The 25,009-nt window shown below is 72.7% G+C and carries 24 protein-coding genes and 1 tRNA gene; 10 read left to right on the top strand and 15 right to left on the bottom strand.

The features are described 5' to 3' along the window. Positions 1 to 53: 53 nt before the first annotated feature. The 8 genes from DAA34_RS05065 to DAA34_RS05030 all read right to left on the bottom strand — a co-directional run bounded on the left by DAA34_RS05065 (position 54) and on the right by DAA34_RS05030 (position 9,369). Positions 54 to 2,600 (bottom strand): ABC transporter permease, encoded by a 2,547-nt coding sequence (locus DAA34_RS05065; protein ID WP_106817886.1) that lies wholly within the window; start codon positions 2,598 to 2,600, stop codon positions 54 to 56. 2 nt (positions 2,601 to 2,602) lie between these two features. Then, positions 2,603 to 3,382: an ABC transporter ATP-binding protein gene (locus tag DAA34_RS05060; RefSeq protein ID WP_106817885.1), complete on the bottom strand. Its 780-nt coding sequence runs from the start codon at positions 3,380 to 3,382 to the stop codon at positions 2,603 to 2,605. Between the two features lie 290 nt (positions 3,383 to 3,672). Then, positions 3,673 to 5,298, bottom strand: a complete 1,626-nt coding sequence (gene groL / locus DAA34_RS05055) for a chaperonin GroEL (protein WP_106817884.1) — start codon at positions 5,296 to 5,298, stop codon at positions 3,673 to 3,675. A gap of 230 nt (positions 5,299 to 5,528) precedes the next feature. Beyond that, positions 5,529 to 5,825 (bottom strand): DUF3263 domain-containing protein, encoded by a 297-nt coding sequence (locus DAA34_RS05050; protein ID WP_106817883.1) that lies wholly within the window; start codon positions 5,823 to 5,825, stop codon positions 5,529 to 5,531. A 165-nt stretch (positions 5,826 to 5,990) separates the two neighbouring features. Continuing rightward, positions 5,991 to 7,334, bottom strand: coding sequence for a pyridoxal phosphate-dependent decarboxylase family protein (locus DAA34_RS05045; RefSeq protein ID WP_234354256.1), 1,344 nt, complete (start codon positions 7,332 to 7,334; stop codon positions 5,991 to 5,993). A 126-nt stretch (positions 7,335 to 7,460) separates the two neighbouring features. Beyond that, a complete protein-coding gene (locus DAA34_RS05040; protein ID WP_106817881.1) occupies positions 7,461 to 8,120 on the bottom strand; it encodes an HAD family hydrolase in 660 nt (219 codons plus the stop codon). 10 nt (positions 8,121 to 8,130) lie between these two features. Beyond that, positions 8,131 to 9,012, bottom strand: coding sequence for an N-acetylglucosamine-6-phosphate deacetylase (locus tag DAA34_RS05035; protein WP_106817880.1), 882 nt, complete (start codon positions 9,010 to 9,012; stop codon positions 8,131 to 8,133). Between the two features lie 18 nt (positions 9,013 to 9,030). Next, a complete protein-coding gene (locus DAA34_RS05030; RefSeq protein ID WP_234354115.1) occupies positions 9,031 to 9,369 on the bottom strand; it encodes an ArsR/SmtB family transcription factor in 339 nt (112 codons plus the stop codon). 81 nt (positions 9,370 to 9,450) lie between these two features. On the opposite strand from DAA34_RS05030, the gene DAA34_RS05025 reads away from it, so the two are divergent. The 6 genes from DAA34_RS05025 (at position 9,451) to DAA34_RS05000 (ending at position 13,391) form a co-directional block, all read left to right on the top strand. Further along, positions 9,451 to 9,918, top strand: a complete 468-nt coding sequence (locus DAA34_RS05025; RefSeq protein ID WP_106817879.1) for an ArsI/CadI family heavy metal resistance metalloenzyme — start codon at positions 9,451 to 9,453, stop codon at positions 9,916 to 9,918. Beyond that, positions 9,915 to 11,000 (top strand): ACR3 family arsenite efflux transporter, encoded by a 1,086-nt coding sequence (arsB, locus tag DAA34_RS05020; protein ID WP_106817878.1) that lies wholly within the window; start codon positions 9,915 to 9,917, stop codon positions 10,998 to 11,000. Before DAA34_RS05025 ends, arsB begins: the two co-directional genes overlap by 4 nt. Next, positions 10,997 to 11,437, top strand: a complete 441-nt coding sequence (locus tag DAA34_RS05015; RefSeq protein ID WP_199847422.1) for an arsenate-mycothiol transferase ArsC — start codon at positions 10,997 to 10,999, stop codon at positions 11,435 to 11,437. Before arsB ends, DAA34_RS05015 begins: the two co-directional genes overlap by 4 nt. 89 nt (positions 11,438 to 11,526) lie before the next feature. Continuing rightward, on the top strand, positions 11,527 to 11,748 hold the full coding sequence (locus DAA34_RS05010) for a three-helix bundle dimerization domain-containing protein (protein WP_106817877.1): 222 nt from the start codon (positions 11,527 to 11,529) through the stop codon (positions 11,746 to 11,748). A 102-nt stretch (positions 11,749 to 11,850) separates the two neighbouring features. Then, complete coding sequence (locus DAA34_RS05005) at positions 11,851 to 12,528, top strand: uracil-DNA glycosylase (protein ID WP_106817876.1); 678 nt, start codon at positions 11,851 to 11,853, stop codon at positions 12,526 to 12,528. Continuing rightward, on the top strand, positions 12,525 to 13,391 hold the full coding sequence (locus DAA34_RS05000) for an SGNH/GDSL hydrolase family protein (RefSeq protein ID WP_407657005.1): 867 nt from the start codon (positions 12,525 to 12,527) through the stop codon (positions 13,389 to 13,391). Before DAA34_RS05005 ends, DAA34_RS05000 begins: the two co-directional genes overlap by 4 nt. A gap of 22 nt (positions 13,392 to 13,413) precedes the next feature. Here DAA34_RS05000 and DAA34_RS04995 read toward each other — a convergent pair whose 3' ends face one another. Continuing rightward, on the bottom strand, positions 13,414 to 14,520 hold the full coding sequence (locus DAA34_RS04995) for an LCP family protein (protein ID WP_158707620.1): 1,107 nt from the start codon (positions 14,518 to 14,520) through the stop codon (positions 13,414 to 13,416). A 79-nt stretch (positions 14,521 to 14,599) separates the two neighbouring features. Here DAA34_RS04995 and DAA34_RS04990 point away from each other — a divergent pair, with 79 nt between their 5' ends. Together DAA34_RS04990 and DAA34_RS04985 are read left to right on the top strand one after the other, a co-directional pair. Then, complete coding sequence (locus DAA34_RS04990; protein ID WP_106819821.1) at positions 14,600 to 15,175, top strand: hypothetical protein; 576 nt, start codon at positions 14,600 to 14,602, stop codon at positions 15,173 to 15,175. A 28-nt stretch (positions 15,176 to 15,203) separates the two neighbouring features. Continuing rightward, on the top strand, positions 15,204 to 15,968 hold the full coding sequence (locus tag DAA34_RS04985; protein ID WP_106817874.1) for an SDR family NAD(P)-dependent oxidoreductase: 765 nt from the start codon (positions 15,204 to 15,206) through the stop codon (positions 15,966 to 15,968). A gap of 22 nt (positions 15,969 to 15,990) precedes the next feature. Here DAA34_RS04985 and gabT read toward each other — a convergent pair whose 3' ends face one another. Both gabT and DAA34_RS04975 read right to left on the bottom strand, forming a co-directional pair. Continuing rightward, positions 15,991 to 17,322: a 4-aminobutyrate--2-oxoglutarate transaminase gene (gene gabT, locus DAA34_RS04980; RefSeq protein WP_106817873.1), complete on the bottom strand. Its 1,332-nt coding sequence runs from the start codon at positions 17,320 to 17,322 to the stop codon at positions 15,991 to 15,993. 56 nt (positions 17,323 to 17,378) lie between these two features. Next, the gene (locus DAA34_RS04975) at positions 17,379 to 18,245 is read right to left on the bottom strand and encodes a glycerophosphodiester phosphodiesterase (RefSeq protein ID WP_158707619.1); all 867 of its coding nucleotides are present in this window, start codon (positions 18,243 to 18,245) and stop codon (positions 17,379 to 17,381) included. A 112-nt stretch (positions 18,246 to 18,357) separates the two neighbouring features. Here DAA34_RS04975 and DAA34_RS04970 point away from each other — a divergent pair. Together DAA34_RS04970 and DAA34_RS04965 are read left to right on the top strand one after the other, a co-directional pair. Further along, positions 18,358 to 18,430: transfer RNA gene (locus DAA34_RS04970), tRNA-Thr, on the top strand. Positions 18,431 to 18,569: 139 nt separating this feature from the next. Next, on the top strand, positions 18,570 to 19,157 hold the full coding sequence (locus tag DAA34_RS04965; RefSeq protein WP_234354114.1) for a DoxX family protein: 588 nt from the start codon (positions 18,570 to 18,572) through the stop codon (positions 19,155 to 19,157). Positions 19,158 to 19,325: 168 nt separating this feature from the next. On the opposite strand, the gene DAA34_RS04960 is transcribed toward DAA34_RS04965, so the two are convergent. The 4 genes from DAA34_RS04960 to DAA34_RS04945 all read right to left on the bottom strand — a co-directional run bounded on the left by DAA34_RS04960 (position 19,326) and on the right by DAA34_RS04945 (position 24,960). Then, positions 19,326 to 20,687, bottom strand: a complete 1,362-nt coding sequence (locus DAA34_RS04960; protein WP_106817871.1) for an FAD-binding oxidoreductase — start codon at positions 20,685 to 20,687, stop codon at positions 19,326 to 19,328. A 68-nt stretch (positions 20,688 to 20,755) separates the two neighbouring features. Continuing rightward, positions 20,756 to 21,478: a transglycosylase family protein gene (locus tag DAA34_RS12655; protein ID WP_106817870.1), complete on the bottom strand. Its 723-nt coding sequence runs from the start codon at positions 21,476 to 21,478 to the stop codon at positions 20,756 to 20,758. 213 nt (positions 21,479 to 21,691) lie between these two features. Then, entirely contained in the window at positions 21,692 to 23,221 is a 1,530-nt protein-coding gene (locus tag DAA34_RS04950; protein ID WP_106817869.1) for a threonine/serine exporter family protein, read from the bottom strand. After that, entirely contained in the window at positions 23,218 to 24,960 is a 1,743-nt protein-coding gene (locus DAA34_RS04945; protein WP_106817868.1) for a protein kinase domain-containing protein, read from the bottom strand. The genes DAA34_RS04950 and DAA34_RS04945 overlap by 4 nt, the downstream gene beginning before the upstream one ends. Positions 24,961 to 25,009 lie beyond the last annotated feature (49 nt).

The raw sequence follows: 25,009 nt of genomic DNA, 5'->3' as shown, positions 1-25,009 counted from the left end.
GACGGGGCCCCCGGAGCGCGTTGCTCCGGGGGCCCCGTCCGGTGCCGGGCGGGTCAGACCGTCTGGATGGCCTTGAGGACGTCCATCCGGGCGGCGCGGATCGCCGGGACGATCGCCGCGATGAGTCCGACGATCACCGACGCCACGAGGACCACGACGATCGGCGCCCACGGGATCGCCAGCTGACCGATGCCGTCGTCCCGCAACGCCCGCTGCAGGGCGACGCCGAAGACGACCCCCAGGCCGACGCCAAGCACGGCACCGAGCAGCGAGATGACGACCGACTCGAGCGTGATCATCCCCGCCAGCTGGCGGCGGCTGAGCCCGACGGCCCGCAGCAGGCCGATCTCCCGGGTCCGCTCGATGGTCGAGAGCCCGAGCGTGTTGACGACGCCGAGGATCGCGATGACGAGTGCGAGGCCGAGCAATGCGTAGATCATGTAGAGCAGCTGGTCGATCTGCTTCGACTGCTCGTCGACGAACTCCGACTTGGACTTGATCGTCACCGTCGGCAGGTCCTTGACGATCGCGTCGAGGTCGGCCTTCGTCGCCGCCGGGTCGGCGCCGGGCTCACGCTGGACGTAGACGAGCGCGTCCTGCGGCCTGATCGACAGGGCATCGAGGCCGTCGAGCGACATGAGCGCCTTCGTGTCCTGCAGCAGGCCCTCCGGCTCGAAGAAGCCGGCGACGCGCACGGTCGACTCGCTCCCGCCAACCGCGACCGTCAGCTCGTCGCCGACCTTGTGCCCAGCGCTCTGCGGCTTGTCGAGGAGGACCTCGCCGGGCCCGAGCTCCGAGAGGGATCCGCCCTCGACCGTCACGTCGTCGAACGCCGGGTAGATCTTCGGGTCGACACCGACGACCATCGTCTGCCCACCAGCGAGCTGGACCGGCGCGAAGCGGAGGGGCGAGGCCGCGGCGATCCCGTCGACCTTTGCGACCTCCTTCGTGATCTCGGGCGAGAACGGCTGGCCGATGGCGTTGCTGACGACGTAGTCGCCCGTGAAGCCCTCGCTGATCGTCGCCTCGATGCTCTTCTTCGCCGACGCCCCGAAGACGCTCATCATCGTCACCAGCGTGACGCCGATCATCAGCGCCGACGCGGTCGCCGCCGTCCGGCCCGGGTTCCGCACCGAGTTCCGCTCGGCCATCGTGCCGACCTGCCCGAACACGGCGCGGTACAGGCCACCGATGGCGACGATGAACGGCCGCCCGAACACCGGGCTGACGACGGCGACGCCGAGCATCACCAGGAGGATCCCGAGCCCGAGGTAGATCACCGGGTTCGAGATGTCGGTGAACAGCCCCAAGACCATGCCCACGACGCCGAGCGCGGTGAGGACCGACCCGATGACGAGGGTCCGGATGGCCGATTCCTTCGGCATCGCGGGGTCGTCGCCCATGGCCTGCACTGGTGCCACCCGGCCGGCCTTCCGCGCGGGCAGGTAGGCCGCGAGCATCGTCACCGGGACGCCGATGAGGAAGGCGGTGATGATCGTGCGCGGCTTGATGACGAGACCGGTCCCCGACAGGTCGAGCCCGAACGCCGCGAACAGCGCGGAGATGAGCATCGCGAGCAGGATCCCGACGAGCACCCCGATGGCCGACCCGATGAGGCCGACGATGAGCGCCTCGAGGAGGACGCTGCGCGTCACCTGACCGCGCGAGGCGCCCATGGCGCGGAAGAGCGCGAGCTCCTTGACCCGCTGGCCGACGAGGATGTTGAAGGTGTTGACGATGAGGAAGGCGCCGACGAACAGGGAGATCCCGGCGAAGACGAGCAGGAAGTAGTTGACGAACTTCAGCGCGTCACCGATCGACGCCGCGGCGTCGTCACCCGCCTTCTGCCCCGTCTTGGTCTCGAAGCCCTTCGGTGCGAGCGGGGCGACCTCCTTCGCGAGGTCGTCCTGGCTGACGCCGTCCTCGGTGGTGACCCAGACCTCGGTGTACGCGTCCTTGCCGCCGAGGTAGTACTCCTGCGCCGAGGCGGTGTCGAAGAAGGTCAGGGATGCGCCGGCGAGGCCGCCACCGCCGAACTCGACCGTGCCGACGAGCGTCGAGGTGAGCCGCGGCGTCGCCCCCGAGGTGACGAAGGTGACCTCGTCACCGATCTCGTATCCCGCCTTCTTCGCGGTGCCCTCGTCGAGGGCGACCTCGCCCTTCTTCGTCGGGGCGCGGCCCCCGACGAGGGCGACGACGTGGTCCTGCGTGACCGACGGGACGTCGCTGTAGTTGAAGGCCAGCCCCGGCGCGCCGTTGCCGCCGACGAGCTTGCCGTCCTTGTCGACGACGAAGGTCGACGAGTCGGTCACCCAGCCGTCGGCCCGCGCTGCGCCGTCGACCTGCGACATCTTCTTGACGGTCGCTGTCGGGATCGTCCGGTTGACCCCCACCGGGGCGCCGCCACCGCCCTGCTGGGCAGGCAGGGCGACGACGACGTCGCCGACGCTCCCGCGCATGATGTTGTCGAAGGTCGCCTTGAGCATGTCGCCGAAGATGAGCGACCCGACGACGAAGCCGACGCCCAGGACGATCGCGATCGAGCTCATGACGAGCCGGATCTTGCGCGACAGCAGGTTCTTCAGGGATGCGCGCAGCATGCTCAGGCCGCCCGGGTGTCGAGCGAGCGCATCCGGTCGAGGACGGAGTCCGCCGTCGGGTCGGCGAGGTCGTCCCGGATCTGACCGTCGGCGAGGAAGACGGCCCGGTGGGTGTGGCTCGCCGCCATCGGGTCGTGCGTCACCATGACGATCGTCTGGCCGAACTCCTCGACGCTGCGCTGGAGGAAGTCGAGCACCTCTGCGCCGGAGCGCGAGTCGAGGTTGCCGGTCGGCTCGTCGGCGAAGATGATCTCCGGCCGGCTGACGAGCGCCCGCGCGCACGCGACGCGCTGCTGCTGGCCGCCGGACAGCTCGCTCGGACGGTGACGGAGCCGGTCGCCCAGGCCCGTCGTCGAGATGACGGTGTCGTACCAGGCCTGGTCCGGCTTGCGGCCGGCGATGGCCAGCGGCAGGAGGATGTTCTCCTTCGCCGAGAGGGTCGGGACGAGGTTGAACGCCTGGAAGATGAACCCGATGCGGTCGCGACGCAGCCTCGTCAGCGCCTTGTCCTTCAGGCCCGTGATCTCCTGCTCGCCGATGAAGACCTGGCCGCGGTCGGCGCGGTCGAGCGCCGCGGCGCAGTGCATGAGCGTCGACTTGCCCGATCCGGACGGGCCCATGACCGCGGTGAAGCGCCCCTGCTCGAAGTCGACCGAGACGTCGTCGAGGGCGACGACCTGCGCGTCCCCCTTGCCGTAGGTCTTCGACAGCCCGACGGTGCGGGCGGCGATCGGCCGCGCGTGCGTCGGGGTGTGCTCGTGGTGCTGAGCGACGGAGCTCATCAGCTGGTGCCTTCCCTGAGGTGGTGGGTGGCGCGACCCCCCTGCAGGCCGCGCCATGGACAACCTACGGGCTCGCCCCGACAGCGGCGTGTGCCACCTGTCATGCCCTCGGTACGACTAACGGCCCCACCCTGCACGGGGTGGGGCCGTTAGTCACGCCAGCGGCTCGTTCCTCGCCGCCAACCTTCGCTGCACGCTTCGTCAGAAGCCCATCCTTCTCGGGCTCCCTCCTCGCGCTCCGCTCCGGCCGGCGGCTCGTTCCTCGCCGCCAACCTTCGCTGCACGCTTCGTCAGAAGCCCATGCCGCCCATCTCGTCGCCACCCGGCATCGCGGGCGCGGCCTTCTCCGGCTTGTCCGCGACGACGGCCTCCGTCGTGAGGAACAGCGCGGCGATGGACGCGGCGTTCTGCAGCGCCGAGCGCGTGACCTTGGCCGGGTCGATGATGCCCGCCTCGATCATGTCGACGTACTCGCCGGTCGCGGCGTTGAGGCCCTGGCCCGCGGGGAGGTTCGCGACCTTCTCCGCGACGACCCCGCCCTCGAGGCCGGCGTTGACGGCGATCTGCTTCAGCGGCGCCTCGGCGGCGACGCGGACGATGTTCGCGCCGGTCGCCTCGTCACCCTCGAGCTCGAGGGAGTCGAACGCGGCCTTGGTCGCCTGCAGGAGCGCGACGCCACCACCGGCGACGATGCCCTCCTCGACGGCGGCCTTCGCGTTGCGGACGGCGTCCTCGATGCGGTGCTTGCGCTCCTTGAGCTCGACCTCGGTGGCCGCCCCCGCCTTGATGACGGCGACGCCACCGGCGAGCTTGGCCAGGCGCTCCTGGAGCTTCTCGCGGTCGTAGTCGGAGTCGGAGTTCTCGATCTCGGCCTTGATCTGGTTGACGCGACCGTTGATCTGGTCCTCGTCGCCCGCGCCCTCGACGATCGTCGTCTCGTCCTTGGTGACGACGACCTTGCGCGCGCGGCCCAGGAGGTCGAGGTCCGCCGTCTCGAGCGAGAGGCCGACCTCCTCGGAGATGACCTGACCGCCGGTGAGGATCGCGATGTCCGCGAGCATCGCCTTGCGGCGGTCGCCGAAGCCGGGGGCCTTGACGGCGACCGACCTGAACGTGCCGCGGATCTTGTTGACGACGAGCGTGCTCAGCGCCTCGCCCTCGACGTCCTCGGCGATGATGAGCAGCGGCTTGCCGGACTGCATGACCTTCTCCAGCAGCGGCAGCAGGTCCTTGATCGAGCCGATCTTCGAGTTCGCGATGAGGACGTACGGGTCCTCGAGCACGGCCTCCATGCGCTCGGTGTCCGTGACGAAGTAGCCCGAGATGTAGCCCTTGTCGAAGCGCATGCCCTCGGTGAGCTCGAGCTCGAGGCCGAAGGTGTTGCTCTCCTCGACCGTGATCACGCCCTCCTTGCCGACCTTGTCCATCGCCTCGGCGATCTGGGACCCGATCTCGGCGTCGGCGGCGGAGATCGACGCGGTGGCGGCGATCTGCTCCTTGGTCTCGATCTCCTTGGCCATCGACAGCAGCTGCTCGGAGACGGCGGAGGTCGCCTTCTCGATGCCGCGCTTGAGGGCCATCGGGTTCGCACCCGCGGCGACGTTGCGCAGGCCCTCGCGGACGAGCGCCTGGGCGAGGACGGTGGCCGTCGTCGTGCCGTCACCGGCGACGTCGTCGGTCTTCTTCGCGACCTCCTTGACGAGCTCCGCGCCGATCTTCTCGTACGGGTCGTCGAGCTCGATCTCCTTGGCGATGGAGACGCCGTCGTTGGTGATCGTGGGGGCGCCCCACTTCTTCTCGAGGACGACGTTGCGGCCCTTGGGGCCGAGGGTGACCTTGACGGCGTCGGCGAGGGTGTTCATCCCGCGCTCGAGACCGCGACGGGCCTCCTCGTCGAATGCGATGAGCTTGGCCATTCGGTGGTTCCTCCACACGAATCGAAGGGGAGACCGGACGGCGCCCGCGACGGACGGACCGGGCGCGCGGCTCACGTCACCGCGCGGGACCGGGCCTCACCGGCCGATCAGGATTGCTGTCACTCTCTCGGGGAGAGTGCTAAGCGTCATATTGGCACTCGGCCCCACCGAGTGCAAACGCCTCGGGCGGGCGCGGAGGAGCCGACGGCGGGGGCGCTGCCGAGGCCGAGTCAGCCGTCGACGCCGAAGCGGCGCGCGCTGCGGGAGCGCTGGCGCTGGGCGCGCAGCCGTCGCAGCCGCTTCACCAGCAGCGGGTCGGTCGCGAGGGCGCGCGGGTCGTCGAGCAGGCCGTTGAGCACCTGGTAGTAGCGGGTGCTGCTCATCCCGAACAGCTCCTTGATCGCCTGCTCCTTCGAGCCGTCGTACTTCCACCAGTGGCGCTCGAACTCGAGGACCTTGAGGTCGCGCTCGGACAGGCCTTCGCGCTCGCGGTCGACGCCAGCGGCGAGGTCGGCGGCTGCAGGCATTCGGCGGCTCCTGGCGTGACGGGCGGGTGGACGGGCGCGGCGCGCCCGACGGGCTGACCCCCACTGTACGACCGGAATGACAGCCGTGTCATTCGCCGCGGGGCAGCGGGGACGCCCGTGACGGAAGGGACGGATGAGGCGTGTCATCCGCTCGGCTGGGCGCCGTCAGGCCATCGTGTCGAGGATCGTCCGGATGTCGTCCTCGGTCGTCTGCGGGTTGACGATGGCGAACCGGGCGAGCGTCTCCCCGTCGTGGGAGGTCGGCACGACGAAGGCCGTCTCCATCTCGAGCAGGTGGTCCGACCAGCGGCGGTAGTCCTCCGCGGACCAGCCCAGCCGGCGGAAGACGACGACCGACAGCTGCGGGTCGTGGGCCAGCTCGAGGTAGGGGCGCGAGCGGATCTCCTCGATCGCGAACCGCGCGACCTCGAGGGTCCGCTCGACGGCGGCCGTGTACGCCTTCGACCCGTTCGTCGCGAGGGAGAACCACAGCGGCAGGCCGCGCGCCCGGCGGGTCAGGCCGACCGAGTAGTCGGTCGGGTTCCACTCCGGTGCCTCGGTGAGGACGTCGAGGTAGCTCGCCTTCTGGGTGTGCGCGGCGCGAGCGTCCGCGGGCGATCGGTAGAGCAGCGCGCAGCAGTCGAACGGCGCGAAGAGCCACTTGTGCGGGTCGACGATGAACGAGTCGGCGCGTTCGACCCCTGCGAAGAGGTGCCGGACGCTCGGCGCGGCGAGAGCGGCGCCGCCGTAGGCGCCGTCCACGTGGAACCACAGGCCGTACCGCTCGCAGACCTCGGCGACCCCCGTGAGGTCGTCGATGATCCCGAAGTTCGTCGTTCCGGCCGTGGCGACGACGGCGATGAAGGACTCCGGTCCGTGCTCACGCAGGACCGCCTCGAGCGCTGGCCCCGTGAGCCGGCCGCGCTCGTCCGCCTCGACGCCGACGAACTCGGCGTCCATGACGTCGCAGGCGGACTTGATCGACGAGTGCGCCCCGGTCGTCGCGGCGATGCGGAACGGCCGGGCACCGTCGGCGGCGGTCCGCCGCGCGCGGTGCCGGGCGGCGACGAGCGCGGAGAGGTTGCCGATCGTGCCTCCGGGGACGAAGACGCCTCCGGCCTCTCGCGGCAGGCCGACGAGGTCGGCGATCCACCGCAGGGCCTGGTTCTCGGCGAAGACGGCGCCCGACCCCTCGAGCCACGACCCGGCGTAGATCGAGCTCGCCCCGACGACGAGGTCGAACATCGCCGCCGCCTCGCTGGGCGCGCACGGGACGAACGACAGGTAGCGCGGGTGGTCGATCGACAGGCAGGCGGGCGCGAGGACCTCGGCGAAGATGTCCATCGCCCGGTCGCCGCCGAGGCCGTCCTCGGTGATGGTGTTCCCCACGCGGTCGAACAGCTGGTCCGACGTGAGCGTGTAGTCCAGCGGCACCGGGTCGAGCTTGAGCCGCTCCTCGGCGTAGTCGAGGACCAGCTTGCCCAGTGCCTCGATCGAGGCGTCGCTCATGCCGTGCACGCAGGGAGCATAGGTGCCCCTCCCGGCTCGCATTTGCGCGCGCAACTGCCATCCGCGCGCGATATTTCGCGCGCAGATGGCAATTGCGCGCGCAATTGCAGGAATATTGGGAGGGGGTCAGCGGGGGAGGAGCAGCTCTCGCAGCTCGTCGGCCGTCGTCACGAGGTGGTCGGGGGCGGCGGCCTCGAGGGCGGCCCGCTCCCCCGCGCCCCACGTGACGGCGATCGAGTCGACGCCCGCGGCCCGGCTCGCCTCGACGTCGACGACGGCGTCCCCGACGTAGACGACCGACCCGGCCGGCGCACCGGCGCGACCGAGCGCGGCGAGTGCCCGCTCGATCGGCTCGGCATGGGGCTTGTGGCGCTCGCAGTCCTCGAGGCCGATGACGACGGGCAGGGCGTCCGCAAGTCCCAGGCGCGCGAGGGCGGGCGCGGCCTGCGCACGGCGGCGGGACGTCGCGACGCCGCAGGAGACGCCGTGCGTGGCGAGTTCGCGGACGACGTCGTCGACACCGGGGCAGGCCGCCAGTCGCGTCGCCAGGAGCTGCTCGATCCGCGGGACGTACGCCGCGGTGAGCTCGTCGATCCGGTCGGGGGCGAGGTCGCCCATGCGGTCGGGCAGGGTCCGGCCGATCCCACGGCGGATGACCTCGGGCGGCTCGGCGAACCCGAGGACCTGCGTCGTCGCGTGCTGGAACGCCTCGACGATGAGCTCGGTCGTGTCGGCGATGGTGCCGTCGAAGTCGAGGACGACGGTGGACCAGCGGGGCGTCGGCATGACCGCGACGCTAACCGAGGACCCGCGCAGGGGTCGCCACGCTCATCACGCGTACGACCTCGGCACCCAGCAGCGGCTCGAGCCGCGCGGCGATCTGCGGGAGCGCGCGGCATCCGCCGGCGATCGGACCATCGGCGCCGTCGGGACGGACGACCCGCGAGACGCCGTCGCGCACGCGCGTGCGCACCCCGCCGAGCGTGTGCTCGCCGTCACCGAGTCCGGTGCCGCCCGCCGCGTCGGAGACGAGCACGATCGCGTCCGGTCCGACGAGGTCGAGCACCGCCATCACGGTCTCGTCGGCCAGGTGGACCCCGTCGGCGATGAGCTCGAGCGTCACCTCGCCACGGGCCGCCGCCGCGAGGAGGACGGGCACCGGCCCGGGATCGCGGTGGCGCCAGGGCGGCATCGCGTTGAACAGGTGGGTGACGTGGGTGGCGCCGGCGTCGATCGCCGCGCGGACGTCGTCGGGACCGGCGTCGGTGTGGCCGAGCGCGACGACGACCCCGGCGTCGACGAACCGGCGGATCGCCTCGAACGCGCCGGGCCGTTCCGGCGCGAGCGTGACCATCCGCAGGTGACCCCGTCCGGCCTCGAGCACCGCGTCGACCTCGGCGGGCGACGGGTCGCGCAGCGTTGTCGCGTCATGGGCACCGCCCCGCCCCGGCGCGAGCCACGGCCCCTCGAGGTGGATGCCGTCGACGACGCCCTCGTCGACGAGGCCCGCCAGGAGCGAGACCTGCGGGGCGAGCCGATCGGCGGGCAGGGAGACGACGCTCGCGAGGAGCCGGTCGACCCCTGCCTCGCGGTGGAACCCGGCCGCGCGCCGGATCCCGTCCGGGTCGGGGCGGTCGAACGTGACGCCGAGCCCGCCGTGGCCGTGAAGGTCGATCACGACCCGGCCCTCCCCACCTCAGTCGACCCGCAGCGCGGCGGCGATCTCCTCGAGCCGGGCGGGCACGAGGGTGAACCAGGCCCACGAGCCCTTGCGCTCGCGGGTGAGGATGCCCGCCTCGGTGAGGATCTTGAGATGGTGGCTCATCGTCGGCTGGGAGACGTCGAGGGCCGGGGCGATGTCGCACGCGCACAGGCTCATCCCGTCGGCACACCGCAGGGCGGAGATGATCTGGAGCCGGACGGGGTCGGCGACCGCCTTGAGCGTCGCCGCGAGCGCGTCGGCGTCCGACCGAGCCAGGGGTGCGCTCCCCGGTCGGATGCAGCACAGCGCGTCAGGGGCGGCCACGTCGGTCATCGTCATCACCTCCACGCCATATTGACACATGTCGATGTGGCCGGGACGATTTACATCGAACGACATCGATATGGAGGACTCATGTCCCGCATCCAGCTGGCGATCGACGTCTCGGACCTCGAGGCCTCGATCACCTTCTACTCCACCCTGCTCGGCGTCGAGCCGCACAAGCGGCGCCCGGGGTACGCGAACTTCGTCGTCGAGGACCCGGCGCTGAAGCTCGTGCTCATCGAGCAGCCGGCCGAGCACCGCGGCTCCGGCGCCGCGGGAGCGCTCAACCACCTCGGCATCGAGGTCACCGACGCCGTCGCGGTCGACGCCCACCGCGAGCGTCTCACCGCCGCCGGCCTCGCGACGTTCGACGAGAACGACACGACCTGCTGCTACGCCCGCCAGGACAAGGTCTGGGTCCACGACCCCGCCGGCGCGCCGTGGGAGGTCTACGTCGTCACCGACGACGACCCGGCAGATGCGAGCCCGCCGGCCAGCCAGATCCCCCTCGCCCCGAGCGGGCAGAGCGCGTGCTGCACCCAGGCGGCGCAGCGATGAGCGCGGCCACCCCGTCCGCGCCGGTCGCAGCCCGGCTGTCGATGCTCGATCGCTTCCTGCCCGTGTGGATCGGCGTCGCGATGGTCGCCGGGCTCCTCCTGGGCCGCCTCGTCCCGAGCCTGGCCCCCGCGCTCGAGGCGGTCGACCTCCACGGCATCTCGCTGCCGATCGCCATCGGCCTGCTCGTGATGATGTACCCGCCGCTGGCGAAGGTCCGCTACGACCGCCTCGGGACCGTCACCGGCGACCGGCGGATGATGCTCGCCAGCCTCGTCCTCAACTGGGTGCTCGGCCCGGCGCTGATGTTCGCTCTCGCGTGGCTCTTCCTGCCCGACCTGCCGCAGTACCGCACCGGCCTGATCATCGTCGGGCTCGCCCGCTGCATCGCGATGGTCATCATCTGGAACGACCTCGCCTGCGGCGACCGCGAGGCGGCGGCCGTGCTCGTCGCACTGAACTCCGTGTTCCAGATCCTCGCCTTCGCCGGGCTCGGGTGGTTCTACCTCGAGGTCCTCCCCGGCTGGCTCGGCCTCGAGCAGTCCCACCTGGCGATCTCCTTCTGGGACATCGCGGTGAGCGTCCTGGTGTTCCTCGGGGTGCCGCTGCTCGCGGGCTACCTCTCGCGCCGCATCGGCGAGGCGACGAAGGGCCGGCGTTGGTACGAGGACACCTTCCTGCCCCGGATCTCCCCGTGGGCGCTCATCGGGCTGCTCTTCACCATCGTCCTGCTGTTCGCTCTCCAGGGGGACCAGATCACCTCCCGACCCCTCGACGTCGCACGGATCGCCCTCCCCCTCCTGGCCTACTTCGCCCTGATGTGGGGCGGCGGATTCGCCCTCGGACGGGCGATCGGCCTGGGGTACGAGCGGACGACGACGCTCGCCTTCACCGCGGCCGGCAACAACTTCGAGCTCGCCATCGCCGTCGCGATCGCGACCTTCGGGGTCACCTCCGGCGAGGCGCTCGCCGGCGTCGTCGGCCCCCTCATCGAGGTCCCCGTCCTCGTGGCCCTCGTGTACGTCAGCCTCGGCCTCCGCCGACGCTTCTTCCCCGACACCACCCCCGAGAGGATCACCTCGTGAACCGCCCCACCGTCGTCTTCGTCTGCCAGTCCAACCAGGGCAAGTCCCAGATGGCCGCCTCCCTGGCGCGGCTGCACGCCGGAGACGCCGTCGAGGTCGTCTCGGCGGGGACGAAGCCGAAGCTCGACGGGCGGGTCAACCCCGAGTCCGCGACCTCGCTGGCCGCGCTGGGCGCCTCGGTCGAGGGCGAGCACCCCAAGGGGATCGACGCCGATCTGGCCGCCCGGGCGGACCGGGTCGTGATCCTCGGGTCCAAGGCCCAGCTGGCGGACGCGGGCATCGACGAGACCTCGCTCCGGGCGGTCGAGCGCTGGGACACGGACGAGCCGTCGTTGCGCGGCATCGAAGGCTCGGAGCGCATGGACCTGATCCGCGACGACATCGACGCCCGGGTCCGCGGCTTGCTCGCCGAGCTCGGGGTCGAGCCCCGCGGGTGAACTCCCGCACCTACCCGCGTTAACCAGGGAACAGTTTGCGCTTCACCTTTTGTTAACCTACTGTTCACCTTGAACAAAGGAGCACGACCATGAGCGCATCCCCCGTCCTGTCCCCCATCGCCTTCGAGCACGTCGTCGACCACATCACCGAGGACCTGGCCGCCCGCTACGCCGGCATCCTCCCGATCGACACGATCCAGGCCGCGGTCCACGAGGCCCGCGCCGTCATCGAGCCGGGCAACCAGCACCCCGAGTTCAAGGCCGGGCTCATCGAGCACGCGGCCAAGCAGATCCTCGCCGACCTCGTCTGAGGCACCGGCACCACGCACCTGCCCCACGGCAGGCCGCGCCGACGGGCCCGTCACCGCTCCCGGTGACGGGCCCGTCGCCGTCCCGCCGGTAACGTCGGCGTCGTGAAGCCCCGCCCGCTCGCCGAGATCGTCGACCCCGGGTGGGCGCAGGCGCTCGACCCGGTGGCCGAGGACATCGCGCGCGCGGGGGACTTCCTGCGCGCCGAGATCGCCGCCGGTCGCGGCTACCTCCCGGCCGGCGAGAAGGTCCTGCGGGCGTTCACCATCCCCCTGGAGTCGGTGCGCGTCCTCGTCGTCGGGCAGGACCCCTACCCCACGCCCGGCCACCCGATCGGGCTGTCGTTCGCCGTCGCGCCCGACGTCCGTCCCCTGCCGCCGAGCCTGCGCAACATCTTCCGCGAGCTCGTCGACGACGTGGGCGTCCCCGCCCCGACGAACGGCGACCTCACCCCGTGGGCGCAGCAGGGGGTCATGCTGCTCAACCGCGTCCTCACCGTGCGCCCGGGTGCCCCGGCGAGCCACCAGGGCATCGGCTGGGAGGCGGTCACCGACCGCGCCATCGAGGTGCTCGCGGAGCGCGGCGGGCCGCTCGTGGCGATCCTGTGGGGTCGTGGCGCCCGCTCGCTGCGCCCACGGCTCGGCGAGGTCCCCGCCATCGAGAGCGCGCACCCCTCGCCGCTGTCGGCCCGCTCGGGCTTCTTCGGCTCCAAGCCCTTCTCGCGCGCCAACGCCCTCCTCGTCCAGCAGGGCGCCGACCCGATCGACTGGAGCCTGCCGTGACCGACCCGACCACCCCCGCCCACATCCCTGACGCGAGCACCCCGACGACGACCGAGCCGCACCGGACGTGGCAGCGGTACGTCGCGATCGGGGACTCGTTCACCGAGGGCATGAGCGACCTCGACCCGAGCGACCCCTCCGGTGACGCCTACCGGGGGTGGGCGGACGTCCTCGCCGGGCACCTGTCGGCCCGCGCCGCGGCCGCCGGGGTCGACTTCGGCTACGCCAACCTCGCCGTCCGCGGCAGGAAGCTCGACGACATCGTCGGGCAGCAGCTCGACGCGGCGCTCGAGCTCTCCCCCGACCTGGTCTCGATGGTCGGCGGCGGCAACGACATCCTGCGCCCCAAGGTCGACCTCGACGCGCTCGCCGCCCGGCTGGAGTCCGCCGTGGAGCGGATCCGGGCCACCGGTGCGGACGTCCTGCTCGCCACCCCCGCAGACCCGGCCGAGGCCGGCCTGCTGTCCTCGCTGCGCGGTCGGCACGGCATCCACACGGCCAACCTCTTCAGCATCGCCCAGCGGCACGGCTGCCACGTCCTCAACCTGTGGCAGCTCGCCGCGCTGCGGGGCTGGTCGCAGTGGGCGGAGGACCGTATCCACCTCACGACCGAGGGCCACCGCCGGGTCGCGCACGCGGCGGCGCAGGCGCTCGGCGTCGAGGGTGTCGACGAGGCGTGGCTGACCCGCCCGGACGCACCGACGGCCGGCCGTCGGATCGACGAGCTGCGCGAGCACGGCGCGTGGGTCCGCACCCATGTCGCGCCGTGGGTCCAGCGGCGCGTCACGGGCCGCTCCTCCGGCGACGGGCGCACGCCGAAGCGACCCACGCTCGCCCCGGTGCAGCCCGCTCCCCTACCCTGAGAAGACCGGCCGCGGGGGCGGCTCAGCCCCCCAGCCGGGCGTCCTCGAAGTCGCGGAAGGTCGCCCGCGCGTCATCGCCGAGGACGACGACGGACTGACCGCCGATCGTCGGGGTCGAACCGGTAACGACCTCGTGGCCGACGCGCATCGGGGAGATCTTGTAGATCCACGCGCCGAACCGCAGCGCCTCGGCCGCGGTGAGGTCGCTGCTCGACTGGGACTGCACGACGGTGAGGGCCCGCGCGAGCTCGCTGGGGCCGCGCCGCCGGGCGTCGAGGAACGCGCCGACGAGGAGCAGGCCCTGGTTGCGGGAGCGTCCGAAGTCGCCGTCGGGCAGGGTCTTGCGCTCGCGCGCGTAGGCGAGCGCCTGCTCGGGGCCCAGCCGCTGCCGCCCCGCCCTGACCTTCGCGCCGGACGCCTCGCCCGACACCGCCTTCGGCGCCGTGTAGTCGATCCCACCGAGCTGCTCGACGATCCGCTTGAACCCCCCGAAGCCGGTGCACAGGTAGCCCGTCGTGCGGATGCCCGAGAGGGACTCGACGGCGGCCGTCTGCCCCGCGGGCCCGCCCGAGGTGAGCGCCGCGTTGATCTTCCCCTTCGAGCCGTTCGGCAGCGTGACCCACGAGTCGCGCGGGATGCCGACGACCCCGCCGCCCCCGGCCCCGTCGAGCCCGACGAGCTGGAGCGCATCCCCACGGGCGTGGTCGTGGTCCTGGCCCGGGCGGGCGTCCGAACCGATGAGCAGGACGTGGATCGCCCCGCCGAGCTCGGGCCGCGCCTTCCCCAAGGAGGGCCACCACCCGCCGACGACCGTCCATCGCGGCCCGGTGAGCAGGGTGACGTCGTCACCGGCGACGACGACGGCGATCTTCTCGCCCTTCCACCGTCCGAGGTGGGCCTTCGCGGTCACGGGCCGGTCGGACTTCGCGTACACCTTCTCGACGACGCGACGCAGGGCGGCCGGGGCGCCCGCGACGGTCACCGATGTCCCAGCGGTCGTCGGCGGGCTCGAGGACCCGGGCGCGGGCGCGGGCTTCGGCTCCGGGGCGGCCGAGCACCCGGCGACCACGAGTGCGGCGGCGCCGAGGAGCGACATCGGGACGAGAACGGCGCGGGAGCGAGCGGGCATGCGTTCCACGCTAACCGCGCGGTCCGACGTCGCGCCGAGGCGGATAGCCCGCCCCGGGAGCCCCGCTACGGTCATGGGCATGGGTTCTGGAACGGCAGCGCTTCTTGACCCGGGCTCGACGGGGACACCGCCCCAGCGGTGGGCCCGCATCGCGGCGTGGGGGTGCCTGCTCTGCCTGCTCCCGTCGATGCTGTGGCGGGTCCTCATGCTCGCTGGAGCACCCCTCGGTTTCGCCGAGGCCGACGAGTTCCGGTCCGACCCGGCGCTCGTCGGGTACGTGCTCGGCCTCGACGCCGTCGAGCTCGTCGCCGCGACGCTGTGCGTCGGGCTCGCACGGCCGTGGGGCGAGAGGGTCCCTCGCTGGGTTCCGGGGCTCCGCGGGCGGCGCATCCACCGCCTCCTGCCGACCGCCGCCGGGTGGCTCGGCTGGGCGGTCGTGACGCTGTTCGTCGTCTCGCTCGCGGTGCAGTTCGGCGGCGCGTGGCTCGCTGGCACCGGCGCCTGGACCCCCGCGGACGGGATGAACCTCTGGCAGCGCGTCGTCCTGGGTGTGACGTACGGGCCGATGGCCCTGTGGCCGGCGCTCCTCGCGGTCGCCCTCGTCGGCTACTGGCGCCGCCGCGCCCCGGCGCGTGCCGACAGCCCGACGGGGTGACCCCCGCCGGGTCTGGTTGGCTGGGCCCATGAAGCTCACGTCGTCGTCCGTCGCCCTCGTCACCGGGGGCGCCTCGGGCCTGGGTGAGGCCACCGTCCGTCGTCTCCACGCCGCCGGGGCCGCCGTCGTCGTCGCCGACCTCGACCCGGCCCGCGGCTCGGCCCTCGTCGACGAGCTGGGCGAGCGCGCCCGGTTCGTCCGCACTGACGTCCGCTCCCCCGAGGAGATCGCCGCCGCGGTCGAGGCCGCTCGCGAGCTCGGCGAGCTGCGCGTCGCCGTGACCTGCGCCGGGGTCGCCACCCCGGGACGGGTCGTCGGCCGCAAGGGCCCGCTCGACCTCGACACCTTCCGCACCGTCGTCGACATCAACCTCGTCGGGTCGTTCAACGTCCTCCGGCTCGCCGCGGCCGCGATGGCCGACAACGAGCCCGTCGACGGCGACCGTGGGGTCGTCGTCATGACCGCCTCGATCGCCGCCTACGACGGCCAGGTCGGCCAGGCCGCGTACGCCGCGAGCAAGGGCGGGGTCGTCGGGCTCACCCTCCCGGCGGCGCGGGACCTCGCCGAGACCGGCGTGCGCGTCATGACGATCGCGCCCGGCACGTTCGCCACGCCGATGCTCGCCGGGCTGCCCGAGGAGACCCGTCGGGTGCTCGAGGCGCAGGTGCCGCACCCGAGCCGGCTCGGCGACCCACGCGAGTACGCGAGTCTCGTCGCGCACGTCGTCGACAACCCGATGCTCAACGGCGAGGTCGTCCGGCTCGACGGCGCCCTGCGGATGCCGCCGCGCTGACGGGCGCCCCTGCCGCGCCGGGTCAGACCGACGCGGCGAAGGCCTCCTCGAAGACGTCGAGGCCCTCGTCGAGGAGCTCGTCGGTGATCGTCAGCGGCGGGAGGAAACGGAAGACGTTGCCGAGCGTCCCGCACGTGAGGGTGACCAGGCCGCGCTCGTGGCAGGCCTTGTTCACCGCGCCCGCGAGCGCGGCGGCGGGCTCCTTCGTCTCCCGGTCGGTGACCAGCTCGGCGGCGATCATCGCGCCACGACCGCGGACCTCGCCGATCTGCGGGAAGCGCTCGGCCATCGAGGTGAGCCGACCGGTGAGGCGCTCCCCGATCGCCCGGGCCCGTCCGGCCAGGTCGTGCTCGGCCATGAAGTCCATCGACGCCAGCGCCGCGGCGCACGCGACCGGGTTACCGCCGTACGTCCCGCCGAGACCACCGGGGTGGACGCCGTCGAGCAGCTCGGCCCGGCCGGTGACCGCGGCGAGCGGCATGCCACCGGCGATCCCCTTCGCCGTCGTGATGAGGTCGGGGACGACACCCTCGTCGTCACAGGCGAACCAGTCGCCGGAACGGCAGAAGCCGGACTGCACCTCGTCGGCGATGAAGAGGATGTCGTGCTCCCGGCACCAGTCCGCCAGCCGCGGCAAGAAGCCCTTCGGCGGGACGATGAACCCGCCCTCGCCCTGGATCGGCTCGATGATGACCGCGGCGGTGCTCTCCTCCCCGACCTGCGCGTGGATCTGGTCGGTGATGTAGGAGAAGGCCTCCTTCTCGCAGTGCTCGGGGCCCCCGGGCCAGCGGTAGGGGTAGGCCATCGGCACGCGGTAGAGCTCGCCCGCGAAGGGGCCGAAGCGGTGCTTGTACGGCATGTTCTTCGCCGTCATCGCCATGGTGAGGTTCGTCCGCCCGTGGTAGGCGTGGTCGAAGGCGACGATGCCGTCCTTGCCGGTCGCGTGGCGGGCGATCTTCACGGCGTTCTCGACCGCCTCGGCGCCGGAGTTGAACAGCGCGCTGCGCTTCTCGTGGTCGCCGGGGGTGAGCTCGGCCAGCCGCTCGCACACGGCGACGTACCCCTCGTACGGGGTGACCATAAAGCACGTGTGGGTGAAGCGCTCGACCTGCTGCTGGACGGCCTTGACGACGGCCGGGTTGCCGTTGCCGACGTTCGTCACCGCGATCCCGGACCCGAAGTCGATGAGCTGGTTGCCGTCGACGTCCCGCAGGATCCCGTCCCGCGCCTGCTCGACGTAGACCGGCAGGCCCGTGGAGACGCCGGCGCCCACGGCCGCGGTCTTCCGCTGCTGGAGCTCGACGGAACGGGGACCCGGGATGGGCGTGGAGAGGATGCGCTTCTGCTCGATCACGCGCGCACTCTAGTGGGCGTGACCCGGGTCACGGCGAACCGCGTCGGGGGCAGCTGTCAGCCGCGCGTGAGCAGGACGCTGTGCGCCAGGTCGGGGCGGTTGGTGATGATCCCGTCATGGCCGCGGTCGAGGACCATGTTCATGCCGATCTCGTCGTTGACCGTCCACGTGTAGCTCACGAACCCCTGGGCGTGCAGGTCTCGGACGTACGTCGCGTCGGAGGCGAGGTAGTTCGGATTCACCTGGTCGGCCCACGTGAGGTCGTCGAGCTCCCAGCGGTAGGGGCGACCGAGCAGTCCGACCGGCATCCACGGGTCGATGGCGTGGTAGCGCTTCATCGAGGTGAAGTCGAACGACTGCACCTGGACCTTGCCGGTCGCCCGGCCGTAGGAGACGAACCCGGAGGCACGGAAGATCCGGTCGATCTGCTGCTCGATCCCCGGGTAGAGGGAGGGCGACTTCAGCTCGAGGAGCAGACCGCTGCGGCGCTCCTTCACCCGACGGACGAGGGAGGACAGGGTCGGGATGCGCTCGCCTCGGTACTTCGCCGCCTTCCACGAGCCGGCGTCGAGCGTCTTGATCTCCGCCCACGTCGTGTCCTTCACAGCGTACGACCGGCGACCGGGGTAGCGCTGCTCGATGTTCGTCGTGCGCTTCAGGTCGGTGTCGTGGACCAGGACGAGGACCCCGTCCTTCGTCCGCTGCACGTCCGTCTCGACGAGGTCGGACCGCAGGTCCATCGCGAGGTCGAAGGCCGCCATCGTGTTCTCGGGCGCATAGTGCGACGCGCCGCGGTGGGCGATGACGAGGGGCCGCTCGCTCGCTGCCTCGGCGGGTGCCGGCGCCGCGGAGACCCCGGCAGCCATGACGGGAGCGGCCGCGACGGCAGCGAGGACGGCTCGACGGGAGGAGTTGGCGCGCATGCCGCCGATGGTGCCCCGCGGGAGCGACGGCCGGGTGAACACCCGGTGACCGACGAGGGTGCGAGAGGCCCGCCCGTACCATGGGCTGGCCGTCGGGCACCCGCCCGACCGGGCTGGAGTGGCGCAACTGGTAGCGCACCTGTCTTGTAAACAGGTGGTTGTGGGTTCGAGTCCCATCTCCAGCTCTGAACGATCGAGGCATCCGGTCCGTGGTCGGCGTTCCGCGGATCACACCGGTGGCGAACATCTTTCGGAGATTCCCGGGCGTATCCTGAGATTGCCCGCGGGACGGGCCCGACGGGCGCAGTTCGGAGGTCGATCAGCATGAGCCACACCGCGACCCACGACGATGCCGGCAGGGAACGTACTGCCGACCGCCGCGACGTCACCTTCCAGGAGGACATCGTTCGCTCCCCCCTCGCGCGCGGGTTGCTCGCCGCGCTGCGGGTGGTCCTCGGGTTCACCTTCCTGTGGCCCTTCCTCGACAAGTTGTTCGGCCTCGGGTACTCCACCCCCGCCGACAAGGGCTGGGTCGACGGAGGATCCCCGACGACGGGCTTCCTCACGAAGAACCCGACCGTGGTCGACGGACCGCTCGGTGGGTTCTTCAAGAACTTCGCCGGCGGCTTCTGGGACTGGCTGTTCATGGCTGGTCTGCTCGGGATCGGCGTCGCCGTGCTCCTCGGCGCGGGGATGAAGATCGCCGCGTGGTTGGGATCGCTCCTGCTCTTCCTCATGTACCTCGCCGAGTTCCCGATCGGTCGCGCCAACGAGGGCTTCGTCAACCCCCTCGTCGACTCCCACTGGATCGAGGCGCTCGCCCTCCTCGCGCTCGCCTACACGCTCAGCGGTGACACCTTCGGACTCGGCCGCTGGTGGGGACGCAAGGTCGGCAACGGCCCGCTCCGCTGACCACGGACCGAAGGGGCTCGCACCGTGCGGTGCGGGCCCCTTCGTGCGTGTGCTGGCGGTCCTTCCCACATGCAGTTCGCGCCCGCCGCGCCGCACGAGGCCCGGGTTCTCGCGGTCGAGGGGCCAGTCGGGTACGAACTGCACGTCGCAGGAATCGATCCCGCCGGGTCAGGGGCCGAGCACGACGCCGGGGTTGAGGATGCCGAGGGGGTCGAGGGCCGCCTTGATCGACCGGTGGACGTCGACGGACGCGCTGCCGACCTCCTCGCCCAGGAAGGGAACCTTGAGGCGCCCGACCCCGTGCTCGCCGGTGATCGTCCCGCCGAGCGCGATCCCCAGCCGCATGATCGCCGCGAACGCCGCCTCCGCCCTCGCCGCCGACGCCGGGTCGCCCCCGTCGAAGACGACGACCGGGTGCATGTTCCCGTCCCCGGCGTGCCCGGAGGTCATGACGGCGACGTCGCGCTCCCGGCCGATCGCCTCGACCCCGTCGACGAGGTCCGCCAGGCGCGTCAGCGGCACGCAGACGTCGTCGACGAGGTCCGTCCCCAGCGCCGCGTGGGCCGGGGAGAACAGCCGGCGCGCCTCGACGAGCAGCTCGGCCTCCTCCCGGTCCTCGGCGACGACGACCTCGCCGCCGCGCCGCCGGGCGACCTCGGCGAAGGCATCCAGCTCCGCGCCCGCACGGTCCGGGTCGTCGCTCTGGACGAGGAGCATCGCACCGGTCCCCTCGGGGAACCCCAGGTCCTTCAGGCGCGCGACCGCCTCGAGCGATCCGCGGTCCATGAGCTCGAGCATCGACGGCCGCGCCCCGCTCGCGCGGTGGTCGAGCACCGTCTCGCACGCACCTCGCGCCGACCCGAAGAAGGCGACGGCCGTCAGCGGGTCCGCCGGACGGGGGACGAGCCGGACCGTCACCTCCGTGACGACCCCGAGCGTGCCCTCGGATCCCACGAGCAGCGAGGTGAGGTCGTAGCCCGCGACCCCCTTGGCCGTCGCGGTCCCGGTCCGCAGGACCCGCCCGTCGGCGAGGACCACCTCGAGGGCCCGGACGTACTCCCGGGTCACGCCGTACTTGACGCAGCACAGTCCCCCGGCGTTCGTCGCGACGTTCCCGCCGATCGTGCTGATCTCCCAGCTCGACGGATCCGGCGGGTAGGTCAGCCCGTGCTCCCAGCACGCCCGCGTGAGGTCGGCGTTGCGCACGCCCGGCTCGACCACGGCGATCCGCTCGACGGGGTCGATGGCGCGGATCGCCGTCATCTGGTCGAGCGAGAGCAGGAGACAGCCGTCGACGGCGTTCGCGCCTCCGGACAGGCCGGTCCGCGCGCCCTGCGGGACGACCGGCACCCGGTGGGCGCTCGCCCAGCGCAGGGTGGCGACGACGTCGTCCCTGGACCGGGCGCGGACGAGCCCGAGCGGCACGCCCGCCGGGCAGAAGTGCGCGCGGTCCAGGCGGTAGCCGTCCACCACGTCGGGGGCGACGACGAGCGCGTCGCCGACCGCCGCCCGCAGCTCGCCGAGGTCCACACCCCCATGACACACCAGCGGCCCGGTCCACGGGGGACCGGGCCGCTGGCGGGCGTCGTCGAAGCGGCTCAGTAGATCCGGTTGAGGTAGCGCTGGACCGCCTTCGTCGTGCGCGGGCCCCACTGACCGTCGACGCGGGTGCCGACCGTGCGCTGGAGGGCGCGAACCGTGCGCGCGTCCGTGCGCCCGGTCACCGGGACGTCGAGCTTGCGCTGCATGTTCTTCACGTCGTAGTGCGAGAACCAGCCGTTGATCCGACCCGAGCCGCTCCACCGCTCGAGGCGGGCGTTGGTCCGCGCGCCACGCTTGCCGTCGACGACGAGGTCACCGTTGGCGACCATCGTCCGGGTGGCCGTCCGCGACGCGCGCGCGGTCGTCGCGCCGACCTGCACCGCGGTGCCGTTGGCGACGGTGAGGCCCGCACGGCGCGAGCACACCGGCCACGCGCCCGGACCCTGCACCCGCAGGACCTTCTGGGCGATGGCGATCTGCTGGGCCTTCGTCGCCTGGTTGGCGTAGCGGGCGTACTTGCCACCGCCGAAGCCGAGCCACGTCTGCGCGGAGAACTGCAGGCCGCCGTAGTAGCCGTTGCCCGTGCTGATGCTCCAGTTGCCACCGCTCTCGCAGGCCGCGACGCGGTCCCAGACACCGCCGGACCCGGCGTGGGCGGAGCTCGGGGCGAGGGCCGTGCCACCGCCGATGACGGCCATGCCGGCGACGGCGGCGCCGGTCACGCGGCGGCGGGTGGTCGACGGCGTCTTCGGGGCAGCGTGCTTGGGCGAGTAGCTCATGAGGAGGGGGTCCTTCCGGGGTGTCCGCCTGGGCGCCGGGGGTGCGCCGCTCGAACGTTACGTTCCCGTGACCTCGCGGATCAACCCCGCGTCCACCCGGCCGCGCGAGACCATGTCCTCCGAGGAGAACATCGGGGAACGACGCCTCGCAGGAACCGCGTTGAATTGTGTCCCCGCATCAGAGTTCGCGGCGCTGCTGCCTCCGCGCACGGGTCACGTGCGCCGAGCCTCGCGACCGCGTCGTGACCGATTCTGCACCCAGGTGTCCAGCGGCGAGGCGAGGACGGAGCCCAGCACGGTCCCCGTCGCGACGGCCATGAGGACCCCGAGGGCCGTGAACATGCCGTGCGTCCCGAGCTGGACAGCGCTCTCGGTGCGCTCGACGGTGAGCCGCTGGAGGGCGACGAGGATCGACAGACCGGGCATGAGACCGAGCGACGCAGGCGAGGTGAGGACGACCGGCGGGGCGGTCAGGCGCAACGAGACGTACCGGCCGACGAACCCCAGGACGACGGCGGCGAGCGCGGCCGAGGTGATCCGATCGAACCCGCGCGCGTCGAGCAGCCACGCGACCCCGACGGTGAGCGTCGAGAGGGCCGCGGACGGCAGGAGCATCCGCCGGCGGCTCTGGGCCGTCACGGCCGCTGCCATCCCGACGAGGGCGGCGCCGAGGATGACGAGCGGCGGCGACCCCGAGGCCCAGGCCATCCGGCCGATCGGGGGCGGCTCGAGGTTGAGGCCGAGCCGCGTCGCGACGGCGGCCGTCGCCGCGAGCCCGGCGGCGACGCCGACGATGAGCCCGAAGGTGTTGAACAGGACGCCGACGATGCGCGCAGTCCCGGTCACGGGATACCCGGTGATCAGGTCCTCCATCGCCGACGCGATGGTCCGGGACGGCAGCAGGGCGACGATCCCCCCGGCGACGAGGAACGCGAACTCGGTCGAGCTGAGGTCGACGACCCGGTATCGCCCGAGGACGTGCGCGAGCCACGCCAGGATCGTCGCGACGAGGCCGCCCGCGGTCCCGACGTAGAAGGCGGGCAGGCCTCGGCGCTGCACGGCCTCGACCGCCAGCTCGGTGAGCACGCCGATGACCATCGACAGAGCCACGGCGACCGGACCGGCACCGAGCCCGATCGCCACGCCCGCCGAGACGGCGCCACGGCCGAGCGCGACGACCCAACGGGACCACGTGCGGCGCCGACGGGCGATCGCCTTGATCCTCGGCAGGGCGTCCCCGGGGTCGACCTCGCCGCGCGTCAGCTGCCCGACGAGGTCGTGGACCGCCGCGAGCCGGGCGAAGTCGTCCCGGGCCCGGCGGACCACCCGCATCCGGGTGATGACGTGCCCCGAGGGGGTCACCGTCTGCATGATGACCGACTGCACGGTGATGTCGATGTCGAGCTGCTCGAGACCTGCGCTCGCCGCGACGGCGACGACCGCCGTCTCGACGTCGGGGGCGCCCGCGCCCGAGCGCAGCATCACCTCCGCGACCCGCAGGGCGAGGTCCATCGCCGACTGCGCCTCCCGCTCCTCGGCGACGGATCGGCTGACGCGCGGGTCGCGGTAGGGCGTGCCCTTGAGGACGGCCGCGACGGGGAGCGTCTCCGTCGGCGCCTCGCCCCGCAGGCTGGGGCGTCGCAGGAGGTGCTGGACCCGGGCCTCGCGGACGGCGGGACGGCGGAACACCTGCCGGTGCGGACGGGTGGGCCGCTCCGGTGAGCGGTCGTCGGGCCCGGTCATGGCAGGACGCGCTCGACCGGTCCGCCGACCGGCCACAGCGAGGGCCCGAGCTGTTCCACCGCGTCGCTGAGACCGAGCACGGCGGCAGCCCCGAGCACGAGGACCGACAGGATGACCGACACCCACGCGGTCGGTGCGACGACGCGGGCCACGCTCCGGGACCCCCGCCGCAGCGCACCCCCGCCGGGACCCCACCACGCGGCCAGGAGGGCGACCACCGACCCCGCGGCCGCAGCGACCGCCGTCGCGACACCGCCACGGCCGATCCCGGCGACCACCACGGCACCCGCGAGCAGCGCGGCTCCCACGCCGAGGACGAGCGGGATCACGGCCCAGAAGGCGGTGGCGAGCGTGCTGATCAGGAGGTTCCACGGGCTCGCGGCGAACGCCACGGCCACGTCGCTGCCGCGGGCGCCGTAGCGGTGACGTCGAAGGGCGAGGCCGGTCGTCGTCCGGTCGACGGTCCGCGCGAGCGATCCGGCGACGAGGGCGGCGGCGAGCGTGACGACGGGCAGGACGCAGGCGCCGACGACGACGAGGGCGAGGACCGACGCGAGGAGGCCGGACCGGTTCGGTCGGCCGGTGCGGGCGTCCTGCGGCGCCCACACCGTCGCGCCGCCGGGCTGGTGAGGCTGCGGCACGGGTGGCGGCGGCTGCCAGACGACCGGGACCGGCTGCGGGGCCGGCTCCCACATCATCGGCGCGGGGACCGGCGCGGGCGCGGGCTGGGGGGCCGGCTCGGCCGCCCGCAGCGGCATCACCGCGGTTCGCGGCGCCTGCTGCTGGGCGCGGGTCTCCGGGACGGTGATGACCGACGTGCCGGAGGCGGCGGGCACCTCGTCGATGGCCCTGGTCGCCGCGGGGGCGAGGGTCGAGGTCTCGGGCACCACGCGCAGCGCCGGCGCGACCGGTTCCCCGCGCGAGAGCCGCTCGAGGGCGTCGACCACCTCGGTGTCCGTGGGGCGGTCGGCCGCCGTCGGGGACAGCGCCGCCGCGAGCAGCGGCGCCAGCGCAGGGTCCACGCCCTCGAGGTCCGGCCTGCCCTGGCAGACCCGGGTGAGCACGGCGTCCATCGGGCCCGTGCCGAACGGGGGACGGCCGGTGGCGGCGAAGAGCAGGCTCGCGGCCCATCCCCACCAGTCGGTGGCGTCGCTGACCTCGGCCCCCTCGACGATCTCCGGCGCGAGGTACCCGGGGGTGCCCATCACCAGGCCCGTCATCGTCAGGCGGTGGTCGTCGACGAGGTGCGCGATGCCGAAGTCGATGAGGACCGGCTCCCCGTCCTCGACGAGGATGTTCCCGGGCTTGACGTCGCGGTGGGTCACCCCGGCCGCGTGGATGGCGTGCAGCGCACCGGCGAGACCCGAGGCGAGGCGGTGCAGCGCGGCGGGGCCGAGGGGGCCGCCGTCGCGGACGACCTCGTCGAGCGAGGCGCCGTCGACGAAGCGGGTGACGACGTACGGGCGCGGACCGCGGGTGTCGGCGTCGAGGACCGCGGCCACGCGGCGGTCGTCGATCCGCCGCTGCGTCGCCACCTCGCGCGCGAGGCGCGCGCGGGCGTCGGGGTCGGCGGCGACGTGCTCCCGCAGGACCTTCACGGCGACGGCGCGCCCCCGCCGGTCGACCGCGAGGTGGACGACGCCCATGCCGCCGGATCCCAGGCGCTGCAGGAGCCGGTAGGGGCCCAGCCGGACGGACGCCCCCACGTCCCCCTCCCCGAGCGTCACCGTTCCCGTCACACGCCCACCGTATGGGAGGACGCTGGGCCGTGGCTGGGCGCCGTGGCGC

It is taken from the genome of Janibacter massiliensis, from assembly GCF_900289115.1.
Lineage (GTDB): Bacteria > Actinomycetota > Actinomycetes > Actinomycetales > Dermatophilaceae > Janibacter_A > Janibacter_A massiliensis.
The sequence above is the reverse complement of the archived record's forward strand: the minus strand, read 5'-3'. Positions and strand labels throughout refer to the sequence as shown.

What these genes read in the sequence shown, in the direction of transcription:
- DAA34_RS12655 (WP_106817870.1), bottom strand. Translation starts at nt 21,478, where the DNA reads ATGAGCTACTCGCCCAAGCACGCTGCCCCGAAGACGCCGTCGACCACC.
- DAA34_RS04965 (WP_234354114.1), top strand. Translation starts at nt 18,570, where the DNA reads ATGAGCCACACCGCGACCCACGACGATGCCGGCAGGGAACGTACTGCC.
- DAA34_RS05040 (WP_106817881.1), bottom strand. Translation starts at nt 8,120, where the DNA reads ATGCCGACGCCCCGCTGGTCCACCGTCGTCCTCGACTTCGACGGCACC.
- DAA34_RS04985 (WP_106817874.1), top strand. Translation starts at nt 15,204, where the DNA reads ATGAAGCTCACGTCGTCGTCCGTCGCCCTCGTCACCGGGGGCGCCTCG.
- DAA34_RS04975 (WP_158707619.1), bottom strand. Translation starts at nt 18,245, where the DNA reads ATGCGCGCCAACTCCTCCCGTCGAGCCGTCCTCGCTGCCGTCGCGGCC.
- DAA34_RS05065 (WP_106817886.1), bottom strand. Translation starts at nt 2,600, where the DNA reads ATGCTGCGCGCATCCCTGAAGAACCTGCTGTCGCGCAAGATCCGGCTC.
- DAA34_RS04990 (WP_106819821.1), top strand. Translation starts at nt 14,600, where the DNA reads ATGGGTTCTGGAACGGCAGCGCTTCTTGACCCGGGCTCGACGGGGACA.
- DAA34_RS05030 (WP_234354115.1), bottom strand. Translation starts at nt 9,369, where the DNA reads ATGACCGACGTGGCCGCCCCTGACGCGCTGTGCTGCATCCGACCGGGG.
- DAA34_RS04995 (WP_158707620.1), bottom strand. Translation starts at nt 14,520, where the DNA reads ATGCCCGCTCGCTCCCGCGCCGTTCTCGTCCCGATGTCGCTCCTCGGC.
- groL (WP_106817884.1), bottom strand. Translation starts at nt 5,298, where the DNA reads ATGGCCAAGCTCATCGCATTCGACGAGGAGGCCCGTCGCGGTCTCGAG.
- DAA34_RS05025 (WP_106817879.1), top strand. Translation starts at nt 9,451, where the DNA reads ATGTCCCGCATCCAGCTGGCGATCGACGTCTCGGACCTCGAGGCCTCG.
- DAA34_RS05060 (WP_106817885.1), bottom strand. Translation starts at nt 3,382, where the DNA reads ATGAGCTCCGTCGCTCAGCACCACGAGCACACCCCGACGCACGCGCGG.
- arsB (WP_106817878.1), top strand. Translation starts at nt 9,915, where the DNA reads ATGAGCGCGGCCACCCCGTCCGCGCCGGTCGCAGCCCGGCTGTCGATG.
- DAA34_RS05050 (WP_106817883.1), bottom strand. Translation starts at nt 5,825, where the DNA reads ATGCCTGCAGCCGCCGACCTCGCCGCTGGCGTCGACCGCGAGCGCGAA.
- DAA34_RS05045 (WP_234354256.1), bottom strand. Translation starts at nt 7,334, where the DNA reads ATGAGCGACGCCTCGATCGAGGCACTGGGCAAGCTGGTCCTCGACTAC.
- DAA34_RS04950 (WP_106817869.1), bottom strand. Translation starts at nt 23,221, where the DNA reads ATGACCGGGCCCGACGACCGCTCACCGGAGCGGCCCACCCGTCCGCAC.
- DAA34_RS05010 (WP_106817877.1), top strand. Translation starts at nt 11,527, where the DNA reads ATGAGCGCATCCCCCGTCCTGTCCCCCATCGCCTTCGAGCACGTCGTC.